General features: G+C 63.6%; 14 protein-coding genes. 10 read left to right on the top strand and 4 right to left on the bottom strand.

What is annotated here, in order from left to right; genetic code table 11:
• Positions 1–112 precede the first annotated feature (112 nt).
• Positions 113–1165: a LacI family transcriptional regulator gene (locus tag RTP54_RS20465; RefSeq protein WP_312365479.1), complete on the bottom strand. Its 1053-nt coding sequence runs from the start codon at positions 1163–1165 to the stop codon at positions 113–115.
• 316 nt (positions 1166–1481) lie between these two features.
• On the opposite strand from RTP54_RS20465, the gene RTP54_RS20460 reads away from it, so the two are divergent.
• From RTP54_RS20460 to RTP54_RS20420, 9 genes are all read left to right on the top strand, one after another.
• Positions 1482–2714, top strand: coding sequence for an ABC transporter substrate-binding protein (locus tag RTP54_RS20460; protein ID WP_409517175.1), 1233 nt, complete (start codon positions 1482–1484; stop codon positions 2712–2714).
• 182 nt (positions 2715–2896) lie between these two features.
• Positions 2897–3778: a carbohydrate ABC transporter permease gene (locus RTP54_RS20455; RefSeq protein WP_112806704.1), complete on the top strand. Its 882-nt coding sequence runs from the start codon at positions 2897–2899 to the stop codon at positions 3776–3778.
• Entirely contained in the window at positions 3775–4656 is an 882-nt protein-coding gene (locus RTP54_RS20450) for a carbohydrate ABC transporter permease (RefSeq protein ID WP_112806702.1), read from the top strand. The genes RTP54_RS20455 and RTP54_RS20450 overlap by 4 nt, the downstream gene beginning before the upstream one ends.
• Before the next feature lie 3 nt (positions 4657–4659).
• Positions 4660–5775, top strand: a complete 1116-nt coding sequence (locus RTP54_RS20445) for a sn-glycerol-3-phosphate ABC transporter ATP-binding protein UgpC (protein ID WP_312365475.1) — start codon at positions 4660–4662, stop codon at positions 5773–5775.
• 6 nt (positions 5776–5781) lie between these two features.
• Complete coding sequence (locus RTP54_RS20440) at positions 5782–7278, top strand: GMC family oxidoreductase (RefSeq protein ID WP_312365473.1); 1497 nt, start codon at positions 5782–5784, stop codon at positions 7276–7278.
• A complete protein-coding gene (locus tag RTP54_RS20435) occupies positions 7275–8054 on the top strand; it encodes a 3-ketoacyl-ACP reductase (RefSeq protein ID WP_312365471.1) in 780 nt (259 codons plus the stop codon). The genes RTP54_RS20440 and RTP54_RS20435 overlap by 4 nt, the downstream gene beginning before the upstream one ends.
• 88 nt (positions 8055–8142) lie before the next feature.
• Complete coding sequence (locus RTP54_RS20430; protein ID WP_312365469.1) at positions 8143–9804, top strand: GMC family oxidoreductase N-terminal domain-containing protein; 1662 nt, start codon at positions 8143–8145, stop codon at positions 9802–9804.
• Between the two features lie 8 nt (positions 9805–9812).
• Positions 9813–10130, top strand: a complete 318-nt coding sequence (locus RTP54_RS20425) for a Dabb family protein (protein ID WP_312365467.1) — start codon at positions 9813–9815, stop codon at positions 10128–10130.
• Positions 10131–10137: 7 nt separating this feature from the next.
• Positions 10138–11409, top strand: coding sequence for a glycerate kinase (locus RTP54_RS20420; RefSeq protein ID WP_312365518.1), 1272 nt, complete (start codon positions 10138–10140; stop codon positions 11407–11409).
• Between the two features lie 95 nt (positions 11410–11504).
• On the opposite strand, the gene RTP54_RS20415 is transcribed toward RTP54_RS20420, so the two are convergent.
• On the bottom strand, positions 11505–12842 hold the full coding sequence (locus tag RTP54_RS20415) for an aspartate aminotransferase family protein (protein ID WP_312365465.1): 1338 nt from the start codon (positions 12840–12842) through the stop codon (positions 11505–11507).
• A 147-nt stretch (positions 12843–12989) separates the two neighbouring features.
• Here RTP54_RS20415 and RTP54_RS20410 point away from each other — a divergent pair, with 147 nt between their 5' ends.
• Entirely contained in the window at positions 12990–13538 is a 549-nt protein-coding gene (locus RTP54_RS20410; RefSeq protein WP_065794728.1) for a cupin domain-containing protein, read from the top strand.
• A 63-nt stretch (positions 13539–13601) separates the two neighbouring features.
• Here the strand turns inward: RTP54_RS20410 and RTP54_RS20405 are convergent, their stop codons facing one another.
• Positions 13602–13838, bottom strand: coding sequence for a hypothetical protein (locus RTP54_RS20405; protein ID WP_312365461.1), 237 nt, complete (start codon positions 13836–13838; stop codon positions 13602–13604).
• Positions 13839–14000: 162 nt separating this feature from the next.
• On the bottom strand, positions 14001–15236 hold the full coding sequence (locus tag RTP54_RS20400; RefSeq protein WP_312365459.1) for a pyridoxal phosphate-dependent aminotransferase: 1236 nt from the start codon (positions 15234–15236) through the stop codon (positions 14001–14003).
• Between the last annotated feature and the right edge of the window lie 25 nt (positions 15237–15261).

Raw genomic sequence — 15261 nt, 5'->3', positions numbered from 1 at the left:
CACGGGCGACAGGAGGAGACGGATGATGAGGGCAGGGGCCGCAACAACGACACGGGACGGGGCGTCATCGACCGCCGCCGTCGGGCTGTTGTCGCGCGGCCTGTCTCGGTCCCTACCAGTTGGAGGGGATTTGCGGAGAGAGCAGCATCTGCACCTTGTCGACGTCGGTCTCGCCGCCAATGCGCTGCAGCAGCACGCGACCCATGTCCTCGCCAGTCGCCGTCAGGTCCTCGTAGATCGTCTCGACCTGGGGCTGGATGGCGCCCAACAGGTGCGACGTCTGCTTGGCGACGATGTCGTATTCCTGGCCGAACGTCAGGCCGCAGTCGCTCATGCCGGTGATGGTGGCGAGTGCGCAGACCTCGCCGCCGCACATGAAGCTGTCGGGCGGATCGGGCTCGCTGTAACGCTGGCGCACCCGGTCGCGAATGTCGCCGGCCGGGCTGTCGAGGTCGATGCCGGAGAGAATTTCGTAAGCGCAGCCCGCCTCGCGCACTGCGGTCATGAAGCCGTGCTGCAGGTGGCCGGCGAAGGTGAAGCCGGCCGGACCGCTGATGAGGGCCGGCTTGCGACGCCCCTTGGCGATCAGCCGACGCGTTGCCTGGTAGGAGAAGGTGAAGTTGTCGTAGTCGACATAGGCGTGCGGCGTCGAAAGCTCGGTGCGGCCGTGGGTGACGAACGGAAAGCCTATTTCGGAAAGCAGCATGACGCGCGGATCGAGTGGTTCGGTGCGCGAGAAGATGACGCCGTCCGCCATGCTGTTGCGGGTGATGTAGTTCACCGCCTCGACATTGGTGGTGTTGAGGAAGTTCGGCATGACGATCACGTGGTAGGACGTGCCCTGCAGCGCCTTGGAGATGCCGCTCATGATCGAGGTGCCGTAGCCGAGGATTTCCTCATGCGGATCGAGCAGCACCGCAATGACGTTGGTGCGCCCGGTCTTCAGACGCTGCGCGGCGCGGTCGGGCGAGTAGCCGATTTCGATCGCCACCTCGCGAACGCGCCTGCGGGTGTCGGCGGAGATCTGCGGCGCTTCGGCAAGGGCGCGCGAAACGGTGGTGACAGCAAGTCCGGTGATCTCGGCGATGGTGCGCAGCGTCGGCTTGCCGCGTCGGCCGGGCTGGCCATTGTCTTCGGAACGGGCGGGCTTGGAGGGATCGGCCAATGCTAGTCATCCTCGAGGCGGTCAGGAGCGGGTTTTGTAACGTGGCACGAACGCTTAGGCAATCGAATCATGAAAACGTTTTAAATCTCGCTTTGCGATATGATTTGCTGCAATGCAAAAAGTCGGAAGTTGCATATAATTCAGCAAATTCAATTGCTTCTTGAGGTGAAGAAGCGCACGCGTGCGGAATGCTTGACTTGCTGAATTTATAACGTTTTAAATTGGCCAGCCGCCGCCTTAGGCGGTGCGATATCCGAGGTGGGAGGAGGTTCCGCCTCGATAACTTGCAAACGGGAGGATAACGATGCGCAAGTTGATGACGACGACGGCTGTTGTGGCGCTGATGATGGCGGCCACCGCCGCGCGCGCGGCAGAAAACGTGGAAGTGCTGCACTGGTGGACATCCGGCGGCGAAGCGGCCGCGCTTGACGTTCTGAAGAAGGACCTCGAAGGCAAGGGCATTTCCTGGACCGACATGCCGGTCGCCGGCGGCGGCGGCACGGAAGCCATGACGGTGCTTCGCGCCCGCGTCACCTCGGGCAACGCTCCGACCGCCGTGCAGATGCTGGGCTTCGACATTCTCGACTGGGCCAAGGAAGGCGCGCTCGGCAACCTGGACGAAACCGCCTCCAAGGAAGGCTGGGACAAGGTCATCCCGACTGCCCTGCAGCAGTTCTCGAAGTATGACGGCCACTGGATCGCCGCTCCGGTCAACGTGCACTCGACCAACTGGGTGTGGATCAACAAGGCGGCTCTCGACAAGGCCGGCGGCAAGGAGCCGACGAACTGGGAAGAGCTCATTGCGCTGCTCGACAACTTCAAGGCCCAGGGTATCACGCCGATCGCCCATGGCGGTCAGCCGTGGCAGGACGCGACGATCTTCGACGCCGTCGTGCTGTCGCTCGGCAATGATTTCTACAAGCAGGCCTTCATCGACCTCGACCCGGCAGCGCTCGGCGGCGACAAGATGAAGGAAGCCTTCGACCGCATGACGAAGCTGCGCTCCTATGTCGACGACAACTTCTCGGGCCGCGACTGGAACCTGGCCTCCGCGATGGTCATCGAGAACAAGGCCGGCCTGCAGTTCATGGGCGACTGGGCCAAGGGCGAATTCCTGAAGGCGAAGAAGGTGCCGGGCACCGATTTCGTCTGCATGCGCTACCCGGGCACGCAGGGCTCTGTCACCTTCAACTCCGACCAGTTCGCGATGTTCAAGGTTGCTGAAGACAAGGTTCCGGCACAGCTCGCCATGGCGTCGGCGATCGAAAGCCCGACGTTCCAGTCGGCCTTCAACGTCGTCAAGGGTTCGGTTCCGGCCCGCACGGACGTTCCGGATACGGACTTCGACGCTTGCGGCAAGAAGGGCATCAAGGATCTCGCCGAAGCCAACACCAATGGCACGCTGTTCGGTTCCATGGCCCATGGCCATGCCAACCCTGCCGCCGTCAAGAACGCGATCTACGACGTCGTGACGCGCGAGTTCAATGGTGAACTGACCTCCGAAGAGGCGGTCAAGGAACTCGTCGCCGCAGTCGCGGCCGCGAAGTAACGGGCAAGACCCGGTCCGGGACGCGAAACCAAGCGTCCCGGACACCCATTCTGACATGCAAGCGTCTTTCAGGCGCCGCGTTGCACCGCGGACGCAGGGAAGCCTTTTGATACCAAAAACCTGCGTGGGTGCCGTATCGGGGAAGGTCTCCGATGGCGCTGCGCCAGAAGTGGTGAACGTTCATGGATAACCGCAGTCGCCTGCAGGACCTGATACCGAAACTGGTCCTCGCCCCGAGCTTCGTTATCGTCCTGATCTTTGTTTATGGTTTCATCGCCTATACCGGCTTCCTGTCGATGACGGACAGCAAGATGCTGCCGTCCTACAATTTCGTCGGTTTCAGCAATTATCAGAAGCTCTGGGCCCTGCCGCACTGGTGGCGGGCGGTGAGCAATCTGGCGATCTTCGCTTCTCTCTATATCGCCATCTGCTCGGTGCTGGGGCTCGCGCTTGCGATCCTGCTCGACCAGAAGATCCGGGCGGAGGGCTTCCTGCGGCCGATCTATCTCTATCCGATGGCGTTGTCGTTCATCGTTACCGGCACGGCCTGGAAGTGGTTTCTCGATCCCGGCATCGGGCTTGAAAACACCATGCACCTCTGGGGCTGGGAAAGCTTTTCGTTCAACTGGATCAAGGACCGCAACTACGCGATCTATTGCGTGGTGATTGCGGCCGTCTGGCAATCGACCGGCTTCATCATGGCGATGTTCCTCGCCGGCCTGCGCGGCGTCGACAACGAGATCATCAAGGCGGCCCAGATCGATGGCGCGCCAACCGCGACGATCTATCGGCGGATCATCATTCCGCTGATGCGACCGGTGTTTCTCTCCGCCTTCGTCGTCCTCGCGCATCTCGCGATCAAGGCCTACGACCTGATCATCGCGCTGACGGGCGGCGGGCCGGGTCAGGCCACCGAACTGCCGGCGACCTTCATGTATTCCTACACCTTCACCCGCAACCAGATGGGCATCGGCGCCTCGTCGGCCATCATCATGCTGGTGATGATCTTCTCGATCATCGTTCCCTATCTCTACTCCGAAATCCGCGGAGGAAAACGCACATGAGCGCTCCCAGCCCAGACAACGTCATCTCGCACAACCGCCTGATGCGGGCGCTGATCTACACGATCCTGATCCTCTTTGCGCTCTATTCGCTGCTGCCGCTCTACGTGATGCTGGCCAACTCGCTGAAGCCGCTCGACGAGATCCGCCAGGGCGGCATGCTCAACCTGCCGCAGACGTTGACGTTCGAGCCCTGGCTTCAAGCCTGGTCGACGGCGCAGATCGGGGTGCAGCCGACGGGCCTGAAGCCGTTCTTCATCAACTCCATCCTGATGGTGGTGCCGGCCGTCGCGATCTCGACGATCATCGGTGCGCTCAACGGCTACGTTCTGACGAAGTGGCGCTTTCCCGGTGCAAACATCTTCTTCGGCATGCTCTTGCTGTCGTGCTTCATCCCGTTCCAGATCGTGCTGATCCCGATGGCGCGCGTGCTGGGGATCATCGGCCTTGCCGGCTCGATCTGGGGCCTGATCTTCGTCCACGTGATCTACGGCCTCGGCTTCACCACGCTCTATTTCCGCAACTATTACGAAGCCTTCCCGACGGAGCTGGTGCGGGCGGCCCAGATCGACGGCGCCAGCTTCTTCCAGATCTTCTGGCGGATCATGCTGCCGTCATCCGGCCCGATCATTGTCGTCTCGGTCATCTGGCAGTTCACCAACATCTGGAACGACTTCCTGTTCGGGGCGTCCTTCTCCGGCGCGTCGTCGACGCCGATGACGGTGGCGCTCAACAATCTCGTTTCGTCGTCGACCGGGGTCAAGGAATACAACGTTCACTTCGCAGGCGCGATCCTCGCCGCCCTGCCAACGCTCATCGTCTACATCGTGTCCGGCCGCTACTTCGTGCGCGGGCTGATGTCCGGCGCCGTGAAAGGATAAGCCATGTCGTTCCTCAAAATCAGCAACCTGCGCAAATCCTACGGCTCGCTGGAGATCCTCAAGGACATCAATCTGGAGATCGACGAGGGCGGTTTCCTCGTGCTCGTCGGCCCTTCCGGTTGCGGCAAGTCCACGCTGCTCAACACCATCGCCGGCCTCGAGCCGATCACCTCGGGCGAGATCGCCATCAACGGGCGGTCGGTTGCCGATCTGCATCCGTCCAAGCGCGACATCGCCATGGTGTTCCAGTCCTACGCGCTCTATCCGAACATGACGGTCGCGGGCAACATCGCCTTCGGCATGGAAATCCGCGGCGTTCCGAAGGACGAACGCGAAAGGGCGATCAAGCAGGTCGCCGACATGCTGCAGATCGGCCATCTGCTCGATCGTAAACCCAGCCAGCTGTCCGGCGGCCAGCGCCAGCGCGTCGCCATGGGCCGCGCGCTCGTGCGCAAGCCGCAGGTGTTCCTGTTCGACGAACCGCTGTCGAACCTCGACGCCAAGCTGCGTGTCGACATGCGCACGGAGATCAAGCGGCTGCACCATCGCATGAAGACGACGATCGTCTACGTCACGCACGACCAGATCGAGGCGATGACGCTGGCGACCAAGATCGCGGTCCTGAAGGACGGCGTGCTGCAGCAGTTCGGAACGCCGGCCGAGATCTACAACAACCCGGCCAACATGTTCGTCGCCGACTTCATGGGCTCGCCGGCCATGAACCTGCTGACGGCGCGCATCGAAAAGAACGGCGCCGATGTCGCCGTCTCGCTGGCGCGCCCGAACGCCGAGCCGATGAAGCTCGCCGTGCCGCATGCCAACGGGGCGCTGTCGGCCTATGCCGGCAAGGACGTCGTCTTCGGCATTCGCCCGGAAGCGCTCACCGATCCTGATGGCGCCGACCGCAATGCCAAGGCGATCGTCGAGGGCGAATGCCTGATCGAGGTGGTCGAGCCTGCCGGTTCGGACACGTTCGCAGTCACGCGGCTGGGCGGCAAGGAAGTCGTCGCCCGTCTTCGCGCCGACGCGCGCATCGCGCCCGGTCAGACGTCGCAGCTTGCCTTCAATCTCGACAAGGCGGTGTTCTTCGATCCCCAGACGCAGCAGCGGATCGCGTAACGAACGATGCAGCAGCCGGATATCGTCATCATCGGGTCGGGCATTGGCGGTTCCACCGTGGCGGCGGGGCTTGCCGGCTCCGGCGCGCGAATCGCCATCCTCGAGCGCGGCGAACGCTTGCCCGATACGCCGGACGCGCGCAGCTACAGCTCGATCTTCGTCAAGGGCCATTTTCGGCCGAAGGAGATGTGGCGCGAAGCCGACGGCACCGAGTTCAATCCGGGAAACTTCTACTTCGTCGGCGGAAACTCCAAGCTCTTCGGCGCGGTGCTGCTGCGGTACCGCGCCGAGGATTTCACCGAGATGCAGCACCTGGGCGGCGTGTCGCCAGCCTGGCCCTTTACCTATGACGAGCTGGAGCCGTGGTACGGCAAGGCCGAGCGGCTGTTCGAGGTGCGCGGTGAATTGGGCGACGACCCGACGGAGCCATTCCATGCCTCGCCCTATCCGCATGGTCCGGTGCCGGACGAACCGGCCATTGCCCGCGCCCGCGCCGAGTTGAAGGCGCAAGGGCTGAACCCGGCGACGTTGCCACTCGGTGTCGACATCGACACCTGGCTTGCCGGCGGGCGCACACCCTGGGATGGGTTTCCGAATACAGGCAAGGGCAAGAAGGACGCCGAGACGGCATCGCTCGCCGCGGCTCTTAACGATCCCAATATCGAGCTGATCACCTCGGCGCATGTCGACACGCTGGAGGCAGGTCCGGGCGGCCGGATCGAGGCGATCCATTACACCCATCGGGGCGAGAAGAAGCGGCTGTCGCCCAAGCTGGTGATCCTGTCGGCCGGCGCGATCAACTCGGCCGCGATCCTGCTGCGGTCGGGCGACGGCAAGGGGCTTGCCAACGGCTCCGACCAGGTCGGCCGCAATTTCATGAACCACAATTGCAGCGCCATGCTGGCGATCAATCCGTTCAAGCGCAACGACAGCATCTACCAGAAGACGCTGATGTTGAATGATTATTACCTGACCGGCGGCCGGGACGGCCTGCCGCTCGGCAACGTCCAGCTGCTCGGCAAGATCAACGGCGACATTCTCAAAGCCAATGCGCCGAAGTGGGCACCGCGTTTCGCGCTGGACTTCATGGCCGGTCACGCGGTCGACTGGTACATGATGACGGAGGATCTGCCGAACCCGGAAAGTCGGATCATGGTCGACGGCCGCGGCATCATCATGCAGTGGCGGCGCTCGAACATGGAAGCGCTGTCCGGGCTCGAAGCCAAGATGCGTGGGCACTTCAAGGCGGCAGGCTATCCGATCGTGCTGTCGCAGGCCTTCGACAAGCGCACCCCGTCGCACCAATGCGGCACCATTCGCATGGGCACCGAACCGGGAAAGGCGCCGCTCGACGTCTATTGCCGCGCGTTCGACCATCAAAACCTCTTCGTCATAGATGCCGGCTTCCTGCCAACTTCAGCCGCCGTCAACCCGGCGCTGACGGTGGCGGCGCAGGCGCTGCGGGTCGCCGACCATATCGTTGCCAAGGAGTTGACAGCATGACGACATCGGCGCGTCCCGTGGCGATCGTGACCGGCGGCCGGCGCGGCATCGGCCTTGGTGTTGCCCGCGCGCTGGCGCGGGACGGCTTCGATATCGCGCTGACCGGGCTCGGTGCCGCGGACCAGACGACCGAGGCGACCCTTTCGGAGCTTTCGGCCGAGGGCGGCCGTGCGCTCTATCTCGAAGCCAATCTCGCCGAAGTCGGTGCCCATACGCAAACCGTCGAGCGTATCCGCAAGGACCTGGGGCCGATCTGCTGCCTCGTCAACAATGCCGGTATAGCCTCGGTGGTGCGCGGCGACTTCCTCGATCTCCAGCCGGAGAATTTCGACACGATCGTTTCCACCAATCTGCGCGGCACGGTGTTCTTCACGCAAGCCGTGCTGCGCGCGATGCTGGCCGACGGACCCGGTGCAGCGGCGCGGTCGATCATCAACATCACCTCGGTTTCGGCGGCCATGAGCTCGCCCGAGCGGCTCGACTATTGCATGAGCAAGGCCGGCCTCGCTGCGTTCAGCCAGGGGCTGGCGCTGCGCCTGGCCGACACCGGCATCGCCGTCTTCGAGATCCGGCCGGGCATCATCCGCTCGGACATGACCGCCGGCGTTTCGGCGAAATACGACGCGCTGATCGATGGCGGCCTGGTGCCGATGAAGCGCTGGGGCGAGCCCGAGGACATCGGCAACATCGCGGCCGGGCTTGCGAGTGGAAAATTCGGCTTTGCCACCGGCTCGGTCATCCAGGCGGATGGCGGCCTTTCGATCGGGCGGCTCTAGGAACAATGCAGGGCAGCGAGCGAGTTTGGAATTGGTCACGTCGAAAATTTGGAACGATCCAAATTCCGACCGTGGAGGAAGACAGACAATGACATACGACTACATCATCACAGGCGCCGGCCCCGCAGGCTGCGTTCTCGCCAACCGCCTGACGGAAGATCCGTCCGTGCGCGTGCTGTTGCTGGAGGCGGGCGGCGGCGACTGGAACCCGCTGTTCCACATGCCGGCCGGCTTTGCCAAGATGACCAAGGGCGTCGCCAGCTGGGGCTGGGAGACCGTGCCGCAGAAGCACATGAAGGGCAGGGTGCTGCGCTATACCCAGGCCAAGGTCATCGGCGGCGGCTCCTCGATCAATGCCCAGCTCTACACGCGCGGCAATGCGGCGGACTACGACCTCTGGGCATCGGAAGACGGTTGCGCCGGCTGGGACTATCGCAGCGTGCTTCCCTATTTCAAGCGCGCCGAAGACAACCAGCGCTTTGCCGACGACTATCATGCCTATGGCGGGCCGCTCGGCGTCTCGATGCCCGTGGCGACATTGCCGATCTGCGACGCCTATATCCGCGCCGGCCAAGAGCTAGGCATTCCCTATAATCACGATTTCAACGGACGCCAGCAGGCGGGCGTCGGTTTCTACCAGCTCACCCAGCGCAATCGGCGCCGGTCGAGCGCCTCGCTTGCCTATCTCTCGCCGATCAAGGATCGCCGGAACCTGACCGTGCGCACCGGCGCGCGCGTTGCCCGCATCGTGCTCGAAGGCTCGCGAGCGGTGGGTGTCGAGGTCGTGACGGCCAAGGGGAGCGAGACGATCCGGGCGGAGCGCGAGGTGCTGGTCACCTCCGGCGCCATCGGCTCGCCGAAACTGCTCCTGCAGTCGGGTATCGGGCCGGCGGATCACCTGAAATCGGTCGGCGTCGGCGTCGGCGTCAAGCATGACCTGCCCGGCGTCGGCGGCAACCTGCAGGACCATCTCGATCTGTTCGTCATTTCCGAATGCACCGGCGACCATACCTATGACGGCGTCGCGAAACTGCATCGTACGCTATGGGCAGGTCTGCAATATGTGCTGTTCCGTTCCGGACCGGTCGCGTCATCGCTCTTTGAGACCGGCGGTTTCTGGTATGCGGATCCCGATGCGCGTTCCCCAGATATCCAGTTCCACCTCGGCCTTGGCTCCGGCATCGAAGCCGGGGTCGAGAAGCTGAAGAATGCCGGCGTGACGCTGAACTCCGCCTATCTGCATCCGCGCTCGCGCGGCACGGTCAGGCTTTCGACGGCCGACCCGGCGGCCGCTCCGCTGATCGATCCCAACTACTGGGAAGACCCGCACGACCGGAAGATGTCGATCGAGGGGCTGAAGATCGCCCGCGAGATCATGCAGCAGGCGGCGCTCAAGCCCTTCGTGCTCGCGGAACGCTTGCCGGGCAACAGTGTCGTTTCCGACGAGCAGTTCTTCGACTATGGCTGCGCCAATGCCAAGACCGACCATCACCCCGTCGGCACCTGCAAGATGGGCACCGACGCCATGGCCGTCGTCGGGCTCGACCTGAAAGTGCGCGGCCTCGAAGGTCTTCGCGTCTGCGACAGTTCCGTCATGCCACGCGTTCCCTCTTGCAACACCAACGGGCCGACGATCATGATGGGCGAAAAGGGCGCCGACATCATCCGCGAACGCCAGCCCCTGCCGCCGGCGATCTTCGCCCATGAACGAAACGATAGCAGGCCGCGCGCCCGCGCCGATATCCGCTGAGGAAAATCATGATCCGTCACTGTGTCTTCATTCGCTTCCGCCCCGAAATTTCGGCGGACGAGAAAACCTTGATCTTTTCCGAGATCGCTGCGCTGAAAAGCCGGCTTTCCGGGCTGCTGGCGACCTATGAGGGCGGCAATGTCAGCCCTGAAGTCGGCATGGACAAGGGCTACTCCGAAGGCTTCATCGTCGATTTTGCCGATGCGGCCGCCCGTGACGCCTATCTCGCCGACCCGGAGCACCAGAAGACCGGCGCCAAGATCGTTGCGGCCGCCAAGGGCGGCATCGATGGCATCTTCGTCTACGATCTCGAAATACCGGGCTGACGCGGCGATGGCGGACCTCGAGGCGCGTGCCTTCCTCACCACCCTTTTTGAGGCCGCCGTTCGTGCTGCCGATCCCTATGAGGCGATACGGACGCATCTGCCGGAAAAGCCGAAGGGGCGAACCATCGTCGTGGGCGCTGGCAAGGCCGCAAGCCAGATGGCGGCGGCCTTCGAGACACTGTGGGATCATCCGCTTGAGGGCATTGTCGTCGCCCGCCATGGCCCGATCGAACCTTGCGCACGCATTCGCGTGCTGCAATCGGCCCATCCGGTGCCGGACGAGGCCGGCCTGCGTGCATCAGAAGCGCTGTTGAAGCGGGTGGAAGGCCTGACTTCAGACGATCTGGTGGTCGCGTTGATCTCAGGCGGCGGGTCGTCGTTGCTGCCAGCGCCACCTGAGGGCCTGACCCTTGCCGACGAGATCGCCGTCAACCGGGCGCTGCTTGCCTCCGGCGCGCCGATCTCGGCGATGAACGTCGTGCGCAAGCACGTGTCGCGCATCAAGGGAGGGCGTCTTGCCGCCGCGGCCGGACCGGCGCGTGTCGTTACCCTCGTCGTCTCTGACGTTCCCGGTGATAACCCCGCCTTCGTCGCCTCAGGCCCGACGGTGCCCGATGGCTCGACGGTGAAGGAAGCGCTGGAGATCGTCAGCCGCTACGGCATGGCTCTTCCCGACGGCGTGATGGCTCATCTGCGATCCGAGCGAGCGCATGCGCCCGATCCGTCCGATGCGGTTTTCGGTCGGCACGAATGCCACGTGATCGCTTCGGCGAGCGTCTCCCTGCAAGCCGCCGCAGACAAGGCGAAGGCGCTGGGCATCGAAGCCCGCATTCTGTCGGACGCCATCGAGGGCGAGGCGCGCGATATCGGTCGTATGCACGCTGCATTGGCGCGTGAAGTCGCGCTGCGCAATCGTCCCTTCGAAAAGCCGGTCGTGCTTTTGTCTGGCGGCGAAACGACGGTGACGATTTCGGGAAAGGACTATGGCAAGGGCGGCCGCAACAGTGAATTGCTGCTGTCACTGGCGCTCGACATCGAAGGGCTCGACGGGGTCGATGCCCTTGCGGCAGACACCGATGGCATCGACGGATCCGAGGACAATGCCGGCGCCTATGCCGATGGCAAAAGCGTTGCCCGCATGCGGGCCGCGGGCGCCGATCCGCGCGCACATCTCGCCCACCACGACGCCTGGTCGGCGTTTTCTGCGAGCGGCGATCTCTTCGTGCCCGGCCCGACCGGAACGAATGTCAATGACTTCAGGGCGATGCTGATCCGATAGGCGCAGATTTACCGCCGAGAGTTTAGCCGGATTCAGCCTTGGATCTGAAAATGTGACACCGCCGCCGAAGATCTCGGCGGCGGTGTCGTTTTGTTTTACTTGGCGCGCTTCAGCGCATCGCCGAGGATCGAGACGATTTCGCCAAAGTGGCTTTCGTCGGCAATCAGCGGCGGCGAGAAAGCGATGATGTCGCCGGTGACGCGGATCAGCAGGCCCTTTTCGAAGCAATCGACGAAGACGTCGTAGGCGCGGGCGCCGACAGCACCGTCGCGCGATTGCAGCTCGATGCCGGCAATCAGGCCGATGGTGCGGATGTCGATGACATAGGGCAGGCCCTTCAGCGAATGCATTGCGTCGTGCCAGGCGTCCTGCAGGTCCACGGCGCGGGTCATCAGCCCCTCGTCGCGGTAGATGTCGAGCGTGGCGATACCGGCGGCGCAGGCGGCCGGGTGACCGGAATAGGTGTAGCCGTGGAAGAGCTCGATCGCGTTTTCCGGACCGTGCATCAGCGCGTCGTGCACCTTGCGGCTGGCAAAGACGGCGCCCATCGGGATCGCGCCGTTGGTCAGCCCCTTGGCAGCCGTCACCATATCAGGCGTCACGCCGAAGAAGTCGGTGGCAAACGCCGCGCCGAGGCGACCGAAGCCGGTGATGACCTCATCGAAAATCAGGAGGATGCCGTGCTTGTCGCAGATGGCGCGCAGCCGCTCGAGATAGCCCTTCGGCGGGATCAGCACGCCGGTCGATCCGGCAACCGGCTCGACGATGCAGGCGGCGATCGTCTCGGCGCCGTGCAGCGCCACCAGCCGCTCGAGATCGTCGGCAAGCTCGGCGCCGTGTTCCGGCTGGCCCTTGACGAAGGCGTTCTTCGCCGGGTCGTGGGTGTGGCGCAGATGGTCGGAGCCGGGAAGCTGCGGGAAGACGCGGCGGTTGTTGAGGATGCCGCCGACGGAAATGCCGCCGAAGCCGACGCCGTGATAACCGCGTTCGCGGCCGATCAGGCGCGTGCGGGTGCCCTGGCCGATCGCGCGCTGATAGGCGATCGCCATCTTCAGCGCGGTGTCGACCGATTCCGATCCTGAGCCGGTGAAGAACACGCGATCGAGCTTCTGGCCTTCAGGGCCCGGCGCGATCTCGGCGAGACGTTCGGCAAAGTCAAAGGCGATCGGATGGCCCATCTGGAACGAGGGCGCAAAATCCATCGTGGTCAGCTGCCGCTCGACGGCGGAAGCGATCTGCCGGCGACCATGGCCGGCATTGACGCACCAGAGGCCGGCCGTGCCGTCAAGGATCGTGCGGCCATCGGTGCTGGTGTAGTGCATGCCCTCGGCGGAGGCGAGCAGGCGCGGTGCCGCCTTGAACTGCCTATTGGCGGTAAAGGGCATCCAGTAGCTGTCGAGTACCGGGGCGTTGGGCTTGGTGTGCTGGTTCATGGCATCCTCCTGAGGTCGGCGATTGACGCCATGATTTGATTTGCCAAACAAGTCCTTTTCTGCTGTCGTTCAAGCTATTGAATTTTATAGGATGAAGGTTTGAGAGTTGCGGTATTCCGAACAACGTGAACACTGGAATGGTCAGCCATGAGCGTCGACATCGGAAACCGGCTTCGTCACCTCAGGCTGATGCACAATCTCTCGCAACGGGAACTGGCCAAGCGCGCGGGCGTGACCAATTCGACGATCTCGCTGATCGAGTCGAACGCCTCCAATCCGTCGGTCGGGGCGCTGAAGCGCATCCTCGACGGCATTCCGATCGGGCTAGCGGAGTTCTTCTCCTTCGAGCCGGAGCGACCGCGCAAGGCGTTCTATGCCGCAGAGGAGCTGGTCGAGATCGGCAAGGGCCCGATCTCCTATCGCCAGATCGGCGAAAACCTCTTCGGCCGCAGCCTGCAGATCCTCAAGGAATGTTACCAGCCGGGCGCCGACACCGGAAAAGTGCCGCTGGTGCATGACGGTGAGGAGGGCGGCATCGTGCTGTCGGGGCGGATCGAGGTCACCGTCGACGACGAGCGGCGGATCCTCGGACCGGGCGATGCCTATTATTTCGAAAGCCGGCGGCCGCACCGGTTTCGCTGCGTCGGGCCGGTGCCCTGCGAGGTGATCAGCGCGTGCACCCCGCCGACATTTTGAGGGGTCAATCCTGCCGAAATGCGGTCGTTCTGGTGGAGTGCACAGATCGCCTATTGAAGGCGGCTATTCGCGCTCGAACCTTGCGACCAGCACCATACCGAGAATGGCCCCCAGGATCGCCCCCAGCGGCATGATGATCGTATAGGTCGGGTGCAGGCATGCAAGGCCCTGGCAGCCGCCGATGATGTTGAAGGCATCGTTGAGGATAATGGTGCCCACCACAGCAAGGAATGCGCCGGCGAACCCGCCAAGCAACCAGATGATGAGTGTCTTGACGATGGCGGAAAGCATGTCGGACATCGCGCTTTACTCCCGGCGAGCGGTGGCTGTCTGGCGCGTGTATATGCCATCCTGGATTGCAGTCAAGGATCCGGCCACAAGTGCCCGCGACCCTGGTCTTCGTCTTGAGAATGCCGACAACAGACGCCGAGGGCGCAACGCGCCCCCGGGTCCGCAAATGTGTCAGCCCTGAAGCCTTGCGCAGGCGTCGGCGATGCGCGTCAGCGCTTCCTTCAGTTCCGCTTCCGACGTCGCATAGGAGATGCGGAAGAACGGCGACAGGCCGAAGGCCGAGCCGGGAACGACGGCGACGTGGGCATCGTCGAGCAGATAGGCGCAGAAGTCCGTGTCCGTCTCGATGGTCTTGCCCGAAGGTGTGACCTTTCCGAGCATGCCGGCGCAGCCGGAGAAGGTGTAGAACGCCCCTTCCGGAACACGGCAGTCGAGGCCGTCGATGGCGTTGAGGCCGGATACGACGAGATCGCGGCGGCGCTGGAAGCTGGCCGTGCGCTCCTTCAGGAATTCCTGCGGTCCGGTCAGCGCTGCCACCGAAGCGGCCTGGCTGACGGACGAAGGGCAGGAGGTTGCCTGGCTCTGAACGACGGCCATCGCCTTGATCAGGTCGCGCGGGCCGCCGGCATAACCGATGCGCCAGCCGGTCATGGCATAGGCCTTGGAGACGCCGTTGACCGTCAGGGTGCGGTCTTTCAGGCGCGGCTCCAACTGGGCCGGCGTGACGAAGCGGAAGCCGTCATAGACGATATGCTCGTACATGTCGTCGACCAGCAGCCACACATGCGGATGGCGCAAGAGCACGTCGAGCAGCGGCCGGTAGTCGTCGGCGCTGTAGGCGGCACCCGACGGGTTCGACGGCGAGTTGAGCAGCACCCAGCGCGTCCTCGGCGTGATCGCCGCTTCCAGCTTGTCGGCGGTCAGGCGAAAACCCGAGGCCGCGTCGCAGGGGATCAGCACCGGCTTGCCTTCGCAGATCTGGACGATATCCGAATAGGAGGTCCAGTAGGGCGTCGGGATGACGACTTCGTCGCCGGCATCGATCGTCGCCATCATGGCGTTGAACAGAATCTGCTTGGCGCCGGTGGCGACCGTGATCTCGTCCTGCTCGTAGGCAAGGCCGTTCTCACGCTGGAACTTTTCGCGGATCGCCTTCTTCAGTTCCGGCGTGCCGTCGAGGGCGGTGTATTTGGTGTCACCACGCTTTATCGCCGCAAAGGCGGCATCCTTGACATAGTCGGGCGTATCGAAGTCCGGCTCGCCGGCGCCCAGAATGATGACCGGCTTGCCCTCGCGCTTCATGGCTTGGGCGCGTGCGCCGATTTTCAGGATTTCGGATACCCCGATCGAGGAGATCCGCGAGGCGGGCTTGAAGCCCGCCTCCTTGACCGTTGCGTTGATGGTCATGGTCGATCCTACTCGATGTCGCCGG

It is taken from the genome of Ensifer sp., assembly GCF_031989085.1.
GTDB lineage: Bacteria > Pseudomonadota > Alphaproteobacteria > Rhizobiales > Rhizobiaceae > Ensifer.
Note: the sequence above shows the minus strand (reverse complement) of the source record. Positions and strands in the feature narration are given on the sequence as shown.

Bases quoted from the DNA above. Each gene is read 5' to 3' on its own strand.
- RTP54_RS20460 (WP_409517175.1), top strand. From the start codon at position 1,482: ATGACGACGACGGCTGTTGTGGCGCTGATGATGGCGGCCACCGCCGCG.
- RTP54_RS20455 (WP_112806704.1), top strand. From the start codon at position 2,897: ATGGATAACCGCAGTCGCCTGCAGGACCTGATACCGAAACTGGTCCTC.
- RTP54_RS20450 (WP_112806702.1), top strand. From the start codon at position 3,775: ATGAGCGCTCCCAGCCCAGACAACGTCATCTCGCACAACCGCCTGATG.
- RTP54_RS20445 (WP_312365475.1), top strand. From the start codon at position 4,660: ATGTCGTTCCTCAAAATCAGCAACCTGCGCAAATCCTACGGCTCGCTG.
- RTP54_RS20440 (WP_312365473.1), top strand. From the start codon at position 5,782: ATGCAGCAGCCGGATATCGTCATCATCGGGTCGGGCATTGGCGGTTCC.
- RTP54_RS20435 (WP_312365471.1), top strand. From the start codon at position 7,275: ATGACGACATCGGCGCGTCCCGTGGCGATCGTGACCGGCGGCCGGCGC.
- RTP54_RS20430 (WP_312365469.1), top strand. From the start codon at position 8,143: ATGACATACGACTACATCATCACAGGCGCCGGCCCCGCAGGCTGCGTT.
- RTP54_RS20425 (WP_312365467.1), top strand. From the start codon at position 9,813: ATGATCCGTCACTGTGTCTTCATTCGCTTCCGCCCCGAAATTTCGGCG.
- RTP54_RS20420 (WP_312365518.1), top strand. From the start codon at position 10,138: ATGGCGGACCTCGAGGCGCGTGCCTTCCTCACCACCCTTTTTGAGGCC.
- RTP54_RS20415 (WP_312365465.1), bottom strand. From the start codon at position 12,842: ATGAACCAGCACACCAAGCCCAACGCCCCGGTACTCGACAGCTACTGG.
- RTP54_RS20410 (WP_065794728.1), top strand. From the start codon at position 12,990: ATGAGCGTCGACATCGGAAACCGGCTTCGTCACCTCAGGCTGATGCAC.
- RTP54_RS20405 (WP_312365461.1), bottom strand. From the start codon at position 13,838: ATGTCCGACATGCTTTCCGCCATCGTCAAGACACTCATCATCTGGTTG.
- RTP54_RS20400 (WP_312365459.1), bottom strand. From the start codon at position 15,236: ATGACCATCAACGCAACGGTCAAGGAGGCGGGCTTCAAGCCCGCCTCG.